Origin of the sequence: Lysobacter sp. 22409 (assembly GCF_052045105.1) — a bacterium.
In the GTDB taxonomy this organism is placed as follows: Bacteria; Pseudomonadota; Gammaproteobacteria; order Xanthomonadales; family Xanthomonadaceae; genus Lysobacter; species Lysobacter antibioticus_B.
Window position 1 is genome coordinate 33,398 of the sequence record NZ_JBQEOE010000044.1, and the last position, 14,907, is coordinate 48,304.

The window sequence follows — 14,907 nt, forward strand, 5'->3', positions numbered from 1 at the left end:
CCGCGGGGATTTTTCATACGGGACATCCCTGTCCCGATGAAAAACGGCGCGCATCCCTGCGCGCCGCCCTCCGGGTCTTCTTCAGCCTTCGCGAGCGTGAGGCTGCGCACAGCCAAAGCTGATGCCAGAGCCAAGGGCAAGGGCAAGGGCAAGGGCAAGGGCAAAAACCTATCGACATATTCCGATCAATGCCGCGCCAGATTGCGCATGACCTCGTCGATGCTGGCCTCGGCCGCAGCCGCGGCGCTGCCCGGCCGGCGCAACAGCAGGCGATGGACGTCGCGCTGGGCGTCGGCCGGCAACGCCACCAGTTCTTCGACCTGACCGGCGAGCAGGCTGGCCACCGCCACGCCATCGCGGAAGGCGATGCGCGCGCCGGGGATGCGCGGCACTTTTACGCCGGCGAGTACGCTGCCGGCGAGGTTCAGCGGGTCGGCCGCGGACACGCAGACCACCGCACCGTCGTGGGCACGCTGGCGGATCTGGCGCAGGCTGTTGACCGCATCGGGCAAGGCGAATTGCTCGCCGGACATGCCGCTGACGAAACGGCCGCCGCGGATCTCGCCGCGCGCTTCCAGGCGCCGATAGACGCGCAGCAGGTCGCGCCACGGCGGCAGCCAGGCGGCTTCGCGCTGGATCAGGCGCCAGAACACCACGCCGTAGCGTTCGAGCAATCGCCAGGCGATGTGCTCGTTGGCTTCGGCGTTGCGCGCCGCATCGGCAGGCACGCCCTCGCCTTCGGCCGGCCCCGTCAACGACCAGCGACCGGCATCCTGTAAGTCGGTCAGCAAGGCGCGACGACGGCGGGCGCCGTGGGTCGACACGCGTTTGGACGGCGGCACCAGCAAGGCACGCAGGCCGGCGTAGCTGTCGCAGGTGATGCGGCCGCGGGTGACCAACTCGCCGAGTGCCTCTTCCAGTTCGGTGCGCAGCAGATGCGCATCGCGTTCGAGTTCATCGAAGAACGAGGCCCCGCGCGCGTCGAGCGCGGCGAGGACGCGTTGCGCGCGCGACGACACCGGCGCCGGATCGGCCTTGCGGCCGGCAGCGAGGCGCCAATCGGCCAATGCGCGCCGCGGCAACAGCACGATCGGCGTCTGCCGCACACTCGGCACGCCTTGCGGCACCGATGCTGCGGAGGTGCCGTTGACCGCGCCGGCATTCGCGTCCGGACGCAAACGCGCCCAGGTCACCCGGCCGGCGCTGCACAGTTCGTCGAGCCAGCTCGAATCGTAGTCGGCGATGCGCGCCGGCAGCAGCTCGCTTTCCCACACCGACGCCGGCGCTTCGTAGCCTTCCAGTTGTTCCAGCACCGCGCGCAGGGCCTGCGGCCCGCTCATCCGCGTCGCAGCGGTCGAATGCTGCCAATCGAACAGGAAGCGGGCGAAGTCGCGCGGTTCGACCGGCTCGATCTCGCGCCGCAGGCGGCCGACGGTGTAACGGTGAATGCGCGCCAGCAGATGCCGTTCGCACCATTCCTCGTCGCCGCCGAGCAGGCTGTCGCGGCCGAAGCGGCCGCGCATGACATAGCCTTCCTGCTCCAGCCGCAACAGCGCCAGTTCGATCTCGCCGACATCGCGGTGGCCGTGGCGAGCGAGGGCCGCGACCGTGGTCGGGCCGAGCGCGGTCAGGCGCGAACGCAGCAGCTCGACCGAGGCCTCCTCACTGCTCCACGCCGTCGCCAGGTATTCCTCGGGCACGACCACCGCCGGCTCGGCCACGGCGTCGGCGAACAGTGCTCGCGCCTGTGGCAGGTTCTCGGTCGCGACCCACCACGCCGGTGCGGGTTCGCTCGCCGACAACCGCAGGGCGGTGGCGCGGCCGCTGTCGGCCAATGCCGTCAGCCAGCGCGGCCAATCGTTCGCCGCGGCCTCGGCGACGGTGACGAAGCCGAGCCCCATCAGCGCCTCGTGCATTTCCTCGGCGTCGCGGACTTCCGGCCAGGCCTCGCCGCGGACTGCCTCGATGGCCTCCGGATCGAGCCGGCCCAGATCGCCGGCGTTGTCGGCCTCGGCATAGCGCCGCGCCATCACCGCCTGGGTGCGGCGTTCTTCCAGCGGCGCGTCGTCGAGGAAAGCATAGGGCCGCGCATTGATCGCCTCGGCCGCAATCGGCGACGGCGCGGTGACGTCGCGCCCGATCACCTGCACCTCGCCCTGTTCCAGCCGGCGCAGCATGCGCAGCCAACCGGCGCTGTCCATCGCCTCGTACAGACAGTCGTGCAGGGTCTGCGCGACCAGCGGATGGTCCGGCACCTCGCGCTCGCCGACCAGATTCTCGGCGCAGGCGACCTGGTCCGGGAACACCGTCGCCAGCAAATCCTCGCTCTTCATCCGCTGCAATTGCGGCGCAACCTTGCGGCCGCCGACGAAACGCGGCAGGGCCAGCGCAGTGGTCGCGTTCCAACGCCAGCGCACCGCGAACAGCGGCGCATCGAGTAAGGCCTGGGTCAACACGTCGAGGGCCGAGGCCGAGTGCAGATAGCGGGCGACGTCTTCGAGCGGGAAGCTGTGGCTGGTCGACAGCGACAGCACGATCGCGTCCTCGGTGGCCGCGGCTTGCAGCTCGAAATTGAACTTGCGGCAGAAACGCTTGCGCAGGGCCAGACCCCAGGCGCGGTTGATGCGGCTGCCGTAGGGCGAATGGATCACCAGTTGGGTGCCGCCGGATTCGTCGAAAAAGCGCTCGAACACCAGGCGCTGCTGGCTCGGCACCACACCGAGCGCCTGGCGCGTGCGGCCGAGGTAGTCGACGAGTTGGATCGCAGTCTCGGCGTCGAAACCGAAGGTCTCGCTGAGCGCGCGCGCAGCCTCCCCGGCCTGCGGCGAGGCCGCGAGCAAAGTCTCGACCGCCTCGCGCAGCCGCGACACGCTGGCCGACAATTCGTCGCTGCGGCCCGGCGCTTCGCCGAGCCAGAACGGAATGTTCGGCGGCTGGCCCTGGGCATCCTCGACCCGCACCCGCCCCGGCTCGACGCGCAGGATGCGATAGCTGGCGTTGCCGAGCTGGAACACGTCGCCGGCAAGGCTTTCGATGGCGAAGTCCTCGTTGACGTTGCCGATGGTGACGGCCTCGGGTTCGAGCAACACCGTGTAGTCGCCGGTGTCGGGGATGGTGCCGCCCGACATCACTGCGGTCATGCGGCTGCCGCGACGCGCGCGCAGGCGGCCGTGCACGGCGTCGCGATGGATATAGGCCGAACGCGGCCCGCGACGGGTGGTGAAGCCGTCGGCCAGCATGCGCACGATCGCATCGAAATCCTTGCGTTGCAGCCCGGCATAGGGCCAGGCGCGGCGCAGGCAGGCGTACAACGCGTCCTCGCCCCACTCCTGCGCGGCGACCTCGGCGACGATCTGCTGGGCCAGCACGTCCAGCGGCGCCGACGGAATCTGCAAGGCATCCAGCTCGCCGCGGCGCACGCTGTCGAGCAAGGCCGCGCACTCGACCAGGTCGTCGCGCGACTGCGGGAACAAACGCCCCTTCGGCACGCCGCCGACATGATGGCCGGCGCGGCCGACGCGCTGCAGGAAAGCGGCGATCGCACGCGGCGAACCGAGCTGGCAGACCAGGTCGATGTCGCCGATGTCGATGCCCAGTTCCAGCGAGGCGGTCGCCACCAGCACCCGCAATTCGCCGCGCTTGAGGCGCTGCTCGGCGTCCAGACGCAGCTCGCGCGCCAGGCTGCCGTGGTGCGCGGCGACCGCGTCCTTGCCGAGGCGGTCGGCGAGATGGCGCGCGGCGCGTTCGGCCATGCGCCGAGTGTTGACGAACACCAGGGTGGTGCGGTGTTCGCCGACCAGGGCAGCGAGGCGTTCGTAGACCTCGTCCCACTGCTCGTGCGACATCACCGCCGACAGCGGCGAGCCCGGCAGTTCCAGGGCCAGGTCGCGCTGCTTGGCGTAGCCGATGTCGACGATCGCGCAATCGGGGCGGCCGGCCGCGTCGACCGCATCGGCGCCGACCAGGAAACGCGCCACTTCGTCGATCGGCTTCTGCGTCGCCGACAGGCCGATCCGCACCGGCGGTTGCGCGCACAACTCGCGCAGGCGTTCGAGGGTCAGGCTGAGATGGCTGCCGCGCTTGTCGTCGGCGACGGCGTGGATTTCGTCGACGATCACGGTGCGCACGGTCGAGAGCATGGTCCGGCCCGATTCCGAGCCCATCAGCACGTACAGCGACTCCGGCGTGGTCACCAGGATGTGCGGCGGCTTGCGCCGCATCGACTGGCGTTCGCCGGCCGGGGTGTCGCCGGTGCGCACCGCGGTGCGGATGCCGGGGTCGTCCAGGCCCATGCCGCGCAAGGCTTCGCCGATGCCGGCCAGCGGCGCTTCGAGATTCAGATGGATGTCGTTCGACAAGGCCTTCAACGGCGAGACGTAGACCACCGCGGTCTCGTCGCGCAGGCCTTGTTCCAGGCCCTCGCGGACCAGCGCGTCGATCGCGGCCAGGAATGCGGTCAGGGTTTTGCCGGAACCGGTCGGCGCCGCCACCAGGGTGTTGCGGCCGGCGCGGATGGCCGGCCAGGCGAGTTCCTGGGCCTGGGTCGGCGCCGGAAACGCCGAGCGGAACCAGGCGGCGATGGCGGGATGGAAGTCGTCGAGGACCATGCGTTCGCCGCGTCGCCGCGGCCTCGGGTTGTCCAGCCTAGATGGGGTCGATTCTGGCATCCCTAAACCGCAGCGAGGCCGGAATCGAAGGGTTTGCGCCTGTCCGGTGAACGATTCAGGCCGGCGCCCGGCAGCACGGCCACGTCCTCACGCCAGGCGAAGCTTGACCTTCCCATCATGGGAAGCCCCAACCTGCCCGGCATCCGAACCAGAACTTCCGAGAGAACGCCCATGAATGCCGCCGCACACCCGCCCCCGCTGCACCCGCCGGCCCATCCGGCCGCAGCGCCCGCCGCCCATTCCCTGCGTTTCGGCATCGTCGGCATGACCTGCGGCTCGTGCGTGGCGCGGGTGGAGAAGGCCTTGCTCGCAGTGCCCGGCGTCGACCGCGCCAGCGTCAACCTGGCCACCGAAACCACCGAGCTAGGCTCGGCCACGGCCGTCTCAGCGGCTGAGATCGAACGCGCGGTCGCCGCCGCCGGCTACGCGGTGGTCGTGCGCGAGGTCGAACTGGAACTGCGCGGCATGAATTGCGGCTCCTGCGTGGGGCGGATCGAGAAAGCCTTGAGCGCGGTCGCCGGTGTGGTCGCGGCCTCGGTCAACCTCGCGACCGAGCGCGCGACCGTAAAAGTCTTCGACGGTGTCGAAGCGGCCGCGTTGATCGAAGCCGTCGAGCGCGCCGGCTACGCCGCGGCCCTGCCCGCCGCTGCCCCCTCCGACGACGACGACGGCGGTACGCCGCAGGCCTCCCGGCAGGCTGAAACCGCGGCCGCGCCGACCCCGCCGATGTCGCGCGAGACTCGCCACCTGCTGATCGCCGCCGCGCTGTCGCTGCCCTTGGTCGCACCGATGCTCGGCCTGCTATTCGGCGAGCATTGGATGCTGCCCGGCTGGCTGCAGTTCGCGCTCGCCACGCCGGTGCAGTTCTGGCTCGGTGCGCGCTTCTATCGGGCCGGCTGGCAGGCCCTGCGTGCGCGCAGCGGCAACATGGACCTGTTGGTCGCGCTCGGCACCAGCGCCGGTTACGGCCTGAGCCTGTATCACCTGCTGCGCGGCGACAGCAGCGCGCTGTACTTCGAAACCTCGGCGGTCATCGTCACCTTGATCCTGCTCGGCAAATGGCTGGAGGCGCGCGCCAAGCGCCAGACCACCGCGGCGATCCGCGCGCTGCAAGCGCTGCGTCCGCTCAGTGCGCGGGTGTTGCGCGACGGCGTCGAAACCGAGCTTCCGATCGCGCAATTGCGCGTAGGCGACCGGGTCGTGGTGCGCCCGGGCGAACGCATCGCCGCCGACGGCCGCATCGACGAAGGCCGCACCCATGTCGACGAATCGCTGATCACCGGCGAGTCGCTGCCGGTCGCGCGCGGCGAAGGCGACCGCGTCACCGGTGGCGCGGTCAACGGCGAAGGCCGCATCGTGGTCGAAACGCTCGCGGTCGGCGCCGAGAGCGCGTTGGCGCGGATCATCCGCCTGGTCGAGGACGCGCAGGCGAAGAAGGCGCCGATCCAACACCTGGTCGACAAGGTCAGCGCGGTGTTCGTGCCGGTGGTGATCGTGCTCGCGCTGGCCACCCTGCTCGCTTGGGGCCTGTCCACCGGCGATTGGAACCAGGCCATCCTCAACGCGGTCGCGGTGCTGGTGATCGCCTGCCCTTGCGCGCTCGGCCTGGCTACGCCCACCGCGATCATGGCCGGCACCGGCGCCGCCGCACGCGCCGGCCTGCTGATCAAGGATGCCGAAGCGCTCGAGCTTGCACACCGCATCGACACCGTCGCCTTCGACAAGACCGGCACCCTGACCGTCGGCGAGCCGGTGTTGGCCGAACTGATCGCCATCGACGGCGATCGCGACGCGGTGCTGGCGCAAGCCGCGGCGCTGCAATCGGGCAGCGAGCATCCGCTGGCCAAGGCCGTGGGCCGGGCCGCCGCCGGACTGACCCTGCCCTCGGCCTCGACGGTCGTCGCCGTGCCCGGGCGAGGTTTGCGTGGCCGGGTCGACGGCCGCTCGTTGCTGCTCGGCAGCACCCGCATGCTCGAAGAACTGGGCGCAGAGCTGGCGCCGTGGCGCACGCAAGCCGAGCGCTTGAGCGCGGGCGGCCACAGCGTGTCGTGGCTGGCGGCCGAGGATCAGCCATCCGCTGCGGCCGTTCGCGTGCTCGCTCTGCTCGGCTTCCGCGACACCCCGCGCCCGGACGCCAAGGCCGCCGTCGCGCGCCTGCATACGCTGGGCCTGCGCACCGTGATGATCTCCGGCGACCATGCCGGCGCCGCGCGCAGCATCGCCGATGCGCTGGGCATCGACGAGGTGCGCGCCGACGTGCTGCCGGAACAGAAAGCCGCTGTAGTCGCCGAACTGGCTCGCCGCGGCACGGTGGCGATGGTCGGCGACGGCGTCAACGATGCCCCGGCGCTGGCCGCGGCCGATGTCGGCATCGCCATGGGCAGCGGCACCGACGTGGCGATGCAGGCCGCCGGCATCACCCTGATGCGTCCGCAGCCGGGCCTGGTCGCCGACGCGATCGACATCTCGCGCCGCACCACCCGCAAGATCCGTCAGAATCTGTTCTGGGCCTTCGGCTACAACGTGGTCGGCATCGCCCTGGCGGCGATGGGCTGGCTGGATCCGATCATCGCCGCTGCGGCGATGGCCTTCTCCAGCGTCAGCGTGCTCGGCAACACCCTGCTACTGCGCCGCTGGCGCCCGGCCGCCGGCCGATGAGGACCGCATCCATGCCCCGCAATGCACTACCGCCCGAACTCGCCCAGGCCAAGGCCGACGGCCTGCACAACATCGGCGAAGCCGCCGCCCTCAGCGGGGTCAGCGCGAAGATGATCCGCCACTACGAAAGCATCGACCTGATCCCGCCGGCCGGGCGCAGCATCGCCGGCTACCGCTTGTACAGCGACAACGACGTGCACCGCCTGCGCTTCATCAAGCGCTCGCGCTCGCTGGGGTTCTCGATCAAGCAGATCGAGACCTTGCTGGGGCTGTGGGACAACCGCTCGCGCGAAAGCGTCGAGGTCAAGCGCCTGGCCCTGGCCCATGCCGAAGAGCTCGCCGGCAAAATCCGCGAGATGCAGACCATGCAGCGCACCCTGGAAGAACTGGCCCACCGTTGCCACGGCGACCACCGGCCGGATTGCCCGATCCTGGAAGATCTGGCGGAAAGCCGGGGCATTTCAGGGTAGGAGCGGCGCAAGCCGCGCCCACGATGTCGCGGCTGCGATTGACGCCCGAGGCAGGTTGCGACAGAGATGTGCATGGCGGCTGCAACGACATACGCCGCCGCCCGCATTGTCGCGGCGGCGGTCGATGCGTTTCAGGTCATTCGCGATGCGCGCGTCGGTCCCAACAACATGCGCCGTCGCGCGACTGTCGCGGTCGCAGCTTACGCAGCTCCTACAAAAGCTTCCGTAGCGACGCCTCCCCCTGTAGGAGCGGCGTGAGCCGCGACCGGAACGCTACGAAGACCCCACGATCAAGCGTGATTGCGCGTCGCCGCCGCCAGGGCCTGGCGGGTTTCCTCGCCGTCGCGCCGGCCCATGGCTTCGGCGGTCTCGGCGAGCCAACGCTTGGCCTCGTCTTCGCCGTCGCTGTCGACCCGGCGCAGATACTCGGGGGCGATCCGCGCCAGTTCGTCGCGCAGGCGTTGCGCACGCTCGTCGTATTGACGGATCAAGGCGTTCTCGTCGGACGCCTCGATCGCACCGATTTCGCGCATCGCCTGCAGGCGCTCGAGCCATTCGCGACGGCGCTGCTCCGGGTCCATCGCCGCGCGGCTCAATTGAAGCCGATGTCGTAGGCCGTGTTCAACACGAACTTGGCCGCTTCGGGCAGATCCGAATCCTGCGCGGCGTCGTTGGCCAGGCCGAGGAATTGGTCCGCGGCGCCGGCGACGAAATCGCCGATCACGCCACCGATTTCCCTGCCGATCATCGTGCCCAAGGGGCCGCCGAGCGAACCGATGCCTGCGCCGAGTGCCTGACCGATACCGCTCGCTAGATCGCCGAAAAGAGACATGGACAGTTCCTTTGTGGGGGATGGCGGAATCCAGTGTCGCCACGGAGAAATCCGGGTCAATCTGGGAATGACCCTAGGCGTGCGCGCCAGCGATGCTGAATCGGCGAGCGTTCGAGAACATGAACGAGGCGATGTTCCCGGCGCATGCGAGGAATCTCATCGCACGACGCATGCGTAGCGCTCAACCGCGCCAGCCGATGCGCGGCCCACTCAGTTGAGCTTGGCCACCCACGACAGCGGCAAGCGCTTCATCAACCAGCCCAACAAGGCCCAAGGCCACCAGGGCACGTAGGCCTTGGCCGATTCCCTGTCGATCGCACGCACCAGCAAACGGCAACCGGTGGCTTCGTCGATGATGTACGGAGTCTGCTTGGCCGGCGCCTGCTCGTTCATTTCGGTGCGGATATAGCCCGGGAAAATCGTGCTGACCTTGATCGAGGGCTTGCGCAGCATATCGGTGCGGATGCCTTCGGCGAGCGAGGCGACGCCGGCCTTGCTCGCCGCATAAGCGGTGAGGCCGCCGCGCATGCCGCGCATCGCGCTCATCGACGAGATCAATACCAGGTGGCCGAGGCCGGCTTCGCGAAAGATCTCCATCGCCGCTTCGCACTGCGCGAGTGCGGCGAGGAAATTGGTCTCGACGATGCTTCGATTAAGGGCGAACTGGCCCTTGCCGACCGGCGCGCCCTGGCCGATGCCGGCATTGACGATGACGCGGTCGAGCGCGCCGAGTTCGGCACGCAGGGAACGGAACACCGCGAACACCTGCTCGTGATCGGTAACGTCGAGGCTGCGGATGGCGACGCGGATGCCGGGATGTGCGGCTTCCAGTTCGGCTTTAAGCGCTTCCAGGCGATCGAGGCGTCGCGCGCACAGAGCGAGGTCGCTGCCGGCGCGTGCGAACTCGCGCGCCATGCCGCGTCCGAGTCCGGAACTGGCTCCGGTGATGAGGATGTGCTTGCGCATGCGGCCGGCTCCTGAAGCGATAAGTTCAGCGATAAGTGATGAGGTCGTCGCGTGCGTACAGATGCGCATGGCCGTTGAAGGTGGACAAGCGCAGGCCGCTGCGGGCGACATGCAGCTGGGTGACGCTGGCGTTGACCAGGCTCCAGCTCAGGCGCAGCGCCTGCGCATCGGGCGCATCGAGCAGGCCCTGCACGACCGCGGCGATCGGGCCGCCCGAGGTGAACACCCACACGTTGCTCGAACCCGCCGCGGCATCGGCGGCCGCTTGCAAGGCGTCGCGGCAACGTTGCCGGAACGCCGGCCAGGTTTCGCTGTAGTCGGGGTCGTGATCGCCGCTGGACCAGCGCGTCATCGCCGCGGCGAACAGCGACTGGAAGGCGCGGCGCGGATCGGCGGCAGCGCCCAGATCGGCGACCAGACGTTCGTGGTCGATGTATTCGGGTCGATGGCGGGCGACGATTTCGCGGTGGTCGAATTCGTTCCAGCGCGGGTCGGTGGCTGGGCCTGGGTCAAAGTGCCCGGCATCCGAGGACCCAGCCACTGAGGACCCAGCCAAGCCACCGTGGCTGCCGCGGGCGGAACGCATGGCCGCCAGACATTCCTGCGCGGTCTGCCGGTGCCGGCGCATGCCGCCGACGACGACGCGGTCGCCGTCTCGCCACAGCGGGGCGAGCGCAGCGCCGAGCAGGCAGGATTGTTGGCGCCCCAGCGCGCTGAGTTCGTCGTAATCGGCCGCGCCGAACGCGGCCTGGCCGTGGCGGATCAGATGAATCGTCGTCGCCATCTCAGGCGCCCTGCCCGCACCGGTCGCGCGCGATCGTGCGGCGGCAACGCCAATGCAGATAATTCACCGACAGCCAAAAGCGCTTGAAAGCCGGGTTGCGGGTCTGACCATGGTGATAGCGGTAGTAGATCTGTTGCGCGATCGCCGACAGGCGGAACAGCCCATAGACTTCGTAGAAGGCCCAACTGCGCGGGCGCAGGCCGGTGCGTTCGCTGTAGTAGTCCATCACCTCGCGACGGCTGAACATGCCGGGCAGATGGGTCGGTTGGCGGCGGGTGCTTTGGGCGATGAAGTCGTCGCCGGCCTCGACCCAGTAAGCCAGGGTACTGCCGAGGTCCATCCGCGGGTCGCCGAGCGTGGCCAGTTCCCAGTCGAGCACGCCGATCACCCGGGTCGGGTCCTGCGCATCGAGCACCACGTTGTCGAAACGGAAGTCGTTATGGGTGAGGCAGATGCGCTCGTCCTGCGGCAGGTTCGCGCGCAGCCAATCGACGATGCCGCGGCCGTTCGGCACGTTCCAGGTGCGGGCGTCGGCATAGCGCCGGCTCCAGCCGTCGATCTGGCGTTGGATGTAGCCGGCGCCGGCGGCAAGTCGCTCCAGGCCTGCCGCACGGTGGTCGACCTGATGCAATGCGATCAAGGTATCGAGCACGTTGACACACAGGCTGCGGACCTGGTCGCGCGACAGCTCGACACCGGCCGGCAGGTTCTTGCGCGGGATCAGGCCGTCCAGGCGCTGCATCACGTAGAACTCGGCGCCGATCACCGCCTCGTCTTCGCAATGGGCGTACATCGCCGGCACGAACGGGAACACCGGCTTCAACGCTTGTTGGATGCGGAACTCGCGGCCCATGTCGTGCGCCGACTTGGCTTTCTTGCCGGCCGGCGGGCGACGCAGGATCAGGTCGTCGTTGTCGTAGTGCAGGCGGTAGGTCCAGTTCGACGCGCCCCCTGCGTATTGGCTGACCACCGGCGTGCCGCGCAGATGCGGCAGGCGCGGCTTGAGCCAGGCATCGACGGCGGCGGCGTCGAGTTCCTCGCCGGCGCGCACCGCGCGGCTGCCGTCGCCGGAGACGGCCGCATGGGCGGGCTGTGCGGTCATGCCCTGCCGTCCGCCGCCGCGGTTTTCTTGCGTGCGCGGCCGCCCTGCCCGGCACGGCGCATCGCCGCTTCGTAGAAACGGTACGGCAGCAGGCGCTTGAGCATCCAGAAGCGTTTTGCCGAGGCGTGGGTGAGGATGCGAAATTCGCTGCGGGCGACGCCGTCGCGGATCATCGCGGCGATCTCGTCGGCGCCGATGCTGGCTTCGTCGACCAACTTGCGCATCCAACGCGCATAGCGCGGATCGGTGCTGCGCAGGCTTTCGCTGAGATTGGTGCGGAAGAACGCCGGACAGGCGACGGCGATGCGGATGCCGTCGGCGTCAAGTTCGGCCTTGAGCGTCTCCGACAGCGCGACCACCGCAGCCTTGGTGGCGTTGTAGGCGGCCGCGTACGGCGGATGGATCAGCCCAGCCATCGAGGCGATGTTGAGGATGGTGCCGCCGCCCTGCCGACGCAGCATCGGCGCGAAGGTCTTGCAGCCGCGCACGACGCCGAGCAGGTTGATGTCGATCATCCATTGCCAGTCGGCGATCGGCATCGCCTCGACCGGGCCCATGTCGGCGACGCCGGCGTTGTTGACGACCAGGTCGACGCCGCCCCAGTTCGCCAGCAACCAGTCGGCCGCGGCTTGCAGGTCGTCCTCGCGGGTCACGTCGCAGTGCAGGTAGTGCGCGGTCGTGCCGAGCGCCTGCAAGGCCGCGAGGGTTTCCGCGCCGCGCACGGCATTGACGTCGCCGATGCACACGCGCGCACCGTCGCGCGCATAGCCTTCGGCGAGCGCGCGGCCGAGGCCGGAGGCGCCGCCGGTGATGAAGACTCGTTGAGCTGCGCTCATGCGGCTTCCTTGTGGCTGCGGCCGAGGCCGTACTTGGCCAGTTCCATGCGCGCGACCATGGCGCGATGCACTTCGTCGGGGCCGTCGGCGATGCGCAGGGCACGCGCGATCATGAACAAGCCGGTCAGCGGCACGTCATGGGAAACGCCGGCGCCGCCGTGGATCTGGATCGCCTGGTCGACGATGTCCTGCAGCAGGTTCGGCGCGACCACCTTGATCGCCGAAATCTCGGTCATCGCCGCCTTCACCCCGAAACGTTCGATCTTCCAGGCCGCATACAAGGTCAGCAGACGCGCCTGATCGATGGCGATGCGCGCCTGGGCCACGCGTTCGAGGTTGCCGCCCAGGCGCAGGATCGGCTGACCGAATGCCTGGCGCGCGCTGCCGCGGCGGATCATCAGTTCCAAAGCGCGTTCGGCCGCACCGATCGCACGCATGCAGTGGTGAATGCGGCCCGGCCCGAGCCGGCCCTGGGCGATCGCGAAGCCCTGCCCCAAACCCAGGATCAACTGGTCCCTGGGCACGCGCACGTTCTCGAATACGACCTCGCCGTGGCCATAGGGAGGGTCGTATTCGCCGAAGGTCGGCAGCATGCGTTCGATGCGTACGCCCGGCGCGTCCAACGGCACCAGCACCATGCTGTGGCGCGCGTGAGGTTCGGCCTCGGGATTGGACAGGCCCATGAAGATCGCCAGGCGCGCATCGGGATGGCCGATGCCGGTCGACCACCATTTGCGCCCGTCCAGGACCAGTTCGTCGCCGTCGACGCGGACGCTCGCCTGCATATTGGTCGCGTCGGACGAAGCGACCTCGGGCTCGGTCATGCAGAACACCGAACGGATCTCGCCGGCCAGCAACGGCGCCAACCACTGCGCCTTCTGCGCCGGCGTGCCGAAGTGATGCAGCACTTCCATGTTGCCGGTGTCGGGCGCATTGCAGTTGAAGACTTCGGCGGCGAATTCGTAATGCCCCATCGCCTCGGCCAGCGGCGCGTATTCGAGCACCGACAGGCCGCCGCCGAGTTCGACATCGGGCAGGAACAGGTTCCACAGCCCGGCCTCGCGCGCCAGCGCCTTGAGTTCGGCGATGCGCGGATGCACCCGCCACTGCCGCCAGTCGGCGCCGGCATTGAGCTGCGCGTTCTCGCGCCGGTACTGCGCCTCGAACGGCGCGATATGTTCGGCGATGAAACCGCGCAAGCGTTGCAAGTGCTCGACGGTGCGGGCGCTCGGAGCGAAGTCCATCACGGATTCCTGGCGCGGGCGGTGGCCCGGTCGGGATCATCCTAGGCGGCCAGCCGGGCTGAATGAAGTGATATTTGCTAACTTCGCATGATGAGCCAAATTCATAGCAAGACCGACCAGCTCGACCTCAACCTGCTCAAGGTGTTCGAGGCGGTCTACCGCGAACAAAACCTCAGCCGCGCCGCCCAGGCCTTGTTCCTGACCCCGTCGGCGGTCAGTCATGCCCTGGCCCGCCTGCGCCTGCAGTTCGGCGACCCGCTGTTCGTCCGCGACGGCCGCCGCATGAGCCCGACGCCGGCCTGCCAACGCCTAGCCCCGAGCCTGCTCGACGCCCTCGTCCGCTTGCGCGAGCTGTTGCAGCAGTGGGACCGCTTCGACCCGGCGCGGACCCGGCAGTCGTTCCGCGTCGGCATGCCCGACGCCACCGAAAGCGCCCTGCTGCCCGCGCTCGCGCAGGCCCTGGACGCGCAGGCCCCGGGTGCGACCTTGGCCAGCGTGGCGGTGGCGCGGCGCGAACTCGGCCGCGAACTGGCCGGCGGCCAGGTCGACCTCGCGATCGACGTCGCCCTGCCGATCAGCGAACCGGTGCGGCATCGGCCTTTGTTCCAGGACAGCTTCTGCGTGGTGATGCGCCGCGGCCATGCCTTGGCGAAGCGCCTGAGTCTCAAGCAGTACCTGCAGGCGCGCCATGTCGCGGTATCGACGCGCGCCAGCGGCCAGGTGATCGAGGACATCGCCCTGCTCAACCTCGGCCTGCAGCGGCAGATCGCCCTGCGTTGCCAGAACTACCACTCCGCCTGCCAGGTCGTGGCCGAATCCGACCACCTGCTGACCATGCCGGCTGGGCTCGCTGGCCGTATCGCCGCGAGCGCGCAGTTGCAACGCGCCGCGGTGCCGTTCGCGCTGCCTGCGGCGCAATTGCATTTGTACTGGCATGCGAACAGCGAGTCCGATCCGGCCAATCAGTGGTTGAGGGAGGTGGTGGTCGGAGTGTGCGAGCGGGGGTTGTTCGGGTGAGTAGCGTGCCTTTAGGAGTAGGAGCGGCGTCCTACTGGATTTCCTTCGGTCACAAGCCGCGACCGCGCTGTAACGGGTTTTCGGCACTTCGTTCAAGCAAGATCAAGATCTAGATCAAACGCTTAAAGCTTCCGCCACTAAAGCGGCGGGTTACTTTCTTTTGTCATAAGCAACAAAAGAAAGGTAACCAAAGAAAAATGCTTTTTCTTTGAATCACAAGCCCGCACGAGCGGTGCATACGCGGGGCTCTACATACGGGACATCCCTGTCCCGATGAAAAACGGCCCGCATCCATGCGGGCCGCCCTCCGGGTCTTCTATTGCCTTCGCGA

Annotated in this window: 11 protein-coding genes; 3 read left to right on the forward strand and 8 right to left on the reverse strand. The window is 68.8% G+C overall.

The features are described from left to right. Nucleotides 1–185: 185 nt before the first annotated feature. A complete protein-coding gene (locus tag ACTJJK_RS19210; protein ID WP_440730984.1) occupies nucleotides 186–4,607 on the reverse strand; it encodes a DEAD/DEAH box helicase in 4,422 nt (1,473 codons plus the stop codon). Nucleotides 4,608–4,838: 231 nt separating this feature from the next. Between ACTJJK_RS19210 and ACTJJK_RS19215 the strand changes: the two genes are divergently transcribed. Continuing rightward, nucleotides 4,839–7,325: a heavy metal translocating P-type ATPase gene (locus ACTJJK_RS19215; protein WP_440730985.1), complete on the forward strand. Its 2,487-nt coding sequence runs from the start codon at nucleotides 4,839–4,841 to the stop codon at nucleotides 7,323–7,325. 11 nt (nucleotides 7,326–7,336) lie between these two features. Further along, nucleotides 7,337–7,795 (forward strand): Cu(I)-responsive transcriptional regulator, encoded by a 459-nt coding sequence (gene cueR / locus ACTJJK_RS19220; RefSeq protein ID WP_031373912.1) that lies wholly within the window; start codon nucleotides 7,337–7,339, stop codon nucleotides 7,793–7,795. Between the two features lie 290 nt (nucleotides 7,796–8,085). Here the strand turns inward: cueR and ACTJJK_RS19225 are convergent, their stop codons facing one another. From ACTJJK_RS19225 to ACTJJK_RS19255, 7 genes are all read right to left on the reverse strand, one after another. Then, nucleotides 8,086–8,376, reverse strand: coding sequence for a hypothetical protein (locus tag ACTJJK_RS19225; protein ID WP_031373913.1), 291 nt, complete (start codon nucleotides 8,374–8,376; stop codon nucleotides 8,086–8,088). An 11-nt stretch (nucleotides 8,377–8,387) separates the two neighbouring features. Then, entirely contained in the window at nucleotides 8,388–8,627 is a 240-nt protein-coding gene (locus ACTJJK_RS19230; protein WP_031373914.1) for a hypothetical protein, read from the reverse strand. A 210-nt stretch (nucleotides 8,628–8,837) separates the two neighbouring features. Further along, nucleotides 8,838–9,593, reverse strand: a complete 756-nt coding sequence (locus ACTJJK_RS19235) for an SDR family oxidoreductase (protein WP_031373915.1) — start codon at nucleotides 9,591–9,593, stop codon at nucleotides 8,838–8,840. Nucleotides 9,594–9,618: 25 nt separating this feature from the next. Further along, nucleotides 9,619–10,377 (reverse strand): histidine phosphatase family protein, encoded by a 759-nt coding sequence (locus tag ACTJJK_RS19240; protein WP_440730986.1) that lies wholly within the window; start codon nucleotides 10,375–10,377, stop codon nucleotides 9,619–9,621. 1 nt (nucleotide 10,378) lies between these two features. After that, nucleotides 10,379–11,479, reverse strand: a complete 1,101-nt coding sequence (locus ACTJJK_RS19245; RefSeq protein ID WP_440730987.1) for a phosphotransferase family protein — start codon at nucleotides 11,477–11,479, stop codon at nucleotides 10,379–10,381. After that, nucleotides 11,476–12,315 (reverse strand): SDR family oxidoreductase, encoded by an 840-nt coding sequence (locus ACTJJK_RS19250; RefSeq protein WP_440730988.1) that lies wholly within the window; start codon nucleotides 12,313–12,315, stop codon nucleotides 11,476–11,478. Before ACTJJK_RS19250 ends, ACTJJK_RS19245 begins: the two co-directional genes overlap by 4 nt. Then, nucleotides 12,312–13,559, reverse strand: a complete 1,248-nt coding sequence (locus ACTJJK_RS19255) for an acyl-CoA dehydrogenase family protein (RefSeq protein ID WP_031373919.1) — start codon at nucleotides 13,557–13,559, stop codon at nucleotides 12,312–12,314. The genes ACTJJK_RS19250 and ACTJJK_RS19255 overlap by 4 nt, the downstream gene beginning before the upstream one ends. 90 nt (nucleotides 13,560–13,649) lie before the next feature. Between ACTJJK_RS19255 and ACTJJK_RS19260 the strand changes: the two genes are divergently transcribed. Continuing rightward, a complete protein-coding gene (locus ACTJJK_RS19260; RefSeq protein WP_440730989.1) occupies nucleotides 13,650–14,576 on the forward strand; it encodes a LysR family transcriptional regulator in 927 nt (308 codons plus the stop codon). Nucleotides 14,577–14,907 lie beyond the last annotated feature (331 nt).

What these genes read in the sequence shown, in the direction of transcription:
- ACTJJK_RS19210 (WP_440730984.1), bottom strand. Translation starts at nt 4,607, where the DNA reads ATGGTCCTCGACGACTTCCATCCCGCCATCGCCGCCTGGTTCCGCTCG.
- ACTJJK_RS19215 (WP_440730985.1), top strand. Translation starts at nt 4,839, where the DNA reads ATGAATGCCGCCGCACACCCGCCCCCGCTGCACCCGCCGGCCCATCCG.
- cueR (WP_031373912.1), top strand. Translation starts at nt 7,337, where the DNA reads ATGCCCCGCAATGCACTACCGCCCGAACTCGCCCAGGCCAAGGCCGAC.
- ACTJJK_RS19225 (WP_031373913.1), bottom strand. Translation starts at nt 8,376, where the DNA reads ATGGACCCGGAGCAGCGCCGTCGCGAATGGCTCGAGCGCCTGCAGGCG.
- ACTJJK_RS19230 (WP_031373914.1), bottom strand. Translation starts at nt 8,627, where the DNA reads ATGTCTCTTTTCGGCGATCTAGCGAGCGGTATCGGTCAGGCACTCGGC.
- ACTJJK_RS19235 (WP_031373915.1), bottom strand. Translation starts at nt 9,593, where the DNA reads ATGCGCAAGCACATCCTCATCACCGGAGCCAGTTCCGGACTCGGACGC.
- ACTJJK_RS19240 (WP_440730986.1), bottom strand. Translation starts at nt 10,377, where the DNA reads ATGGCGACGACGATTCATCTGATCCGCCACGGCCAGGCCGCGTTCGGC.
- ACTJJK_RS19245 (WP_440730987.1), bottom strand. Translation starts at nt 11,479, where the DNA reads ATGACCGCACAGCCCGCCCATGCGGCCGTCTCCGGCGACGGCAGCCGC.
- ACTJJK_RS19250 (WP_440730988.1), bottom strand. Translation starts at nt 12,315, where the DNA reads ATGAGCGCAGCTCAACGAGTCTTCATCACCGGCGGCGCCTCCGGCCTC.
- ACTJJK_RS19255 (WP_031373919.1), bottom strand. Translation starts at nt 13,559, where the DNA reads ATGGACTTCGCTCCGAGCGCCCGCACCGTCGAGCACTTGCAACGCTTG.
- ACTJJK_RS19260 (WP_440730989.1), top strand. Translation starts at nt 13,650, where the DNA reads ATGAGCCAAATTCATAGCAAGACCGACCAGCTCGACCTCAACCTGCTC.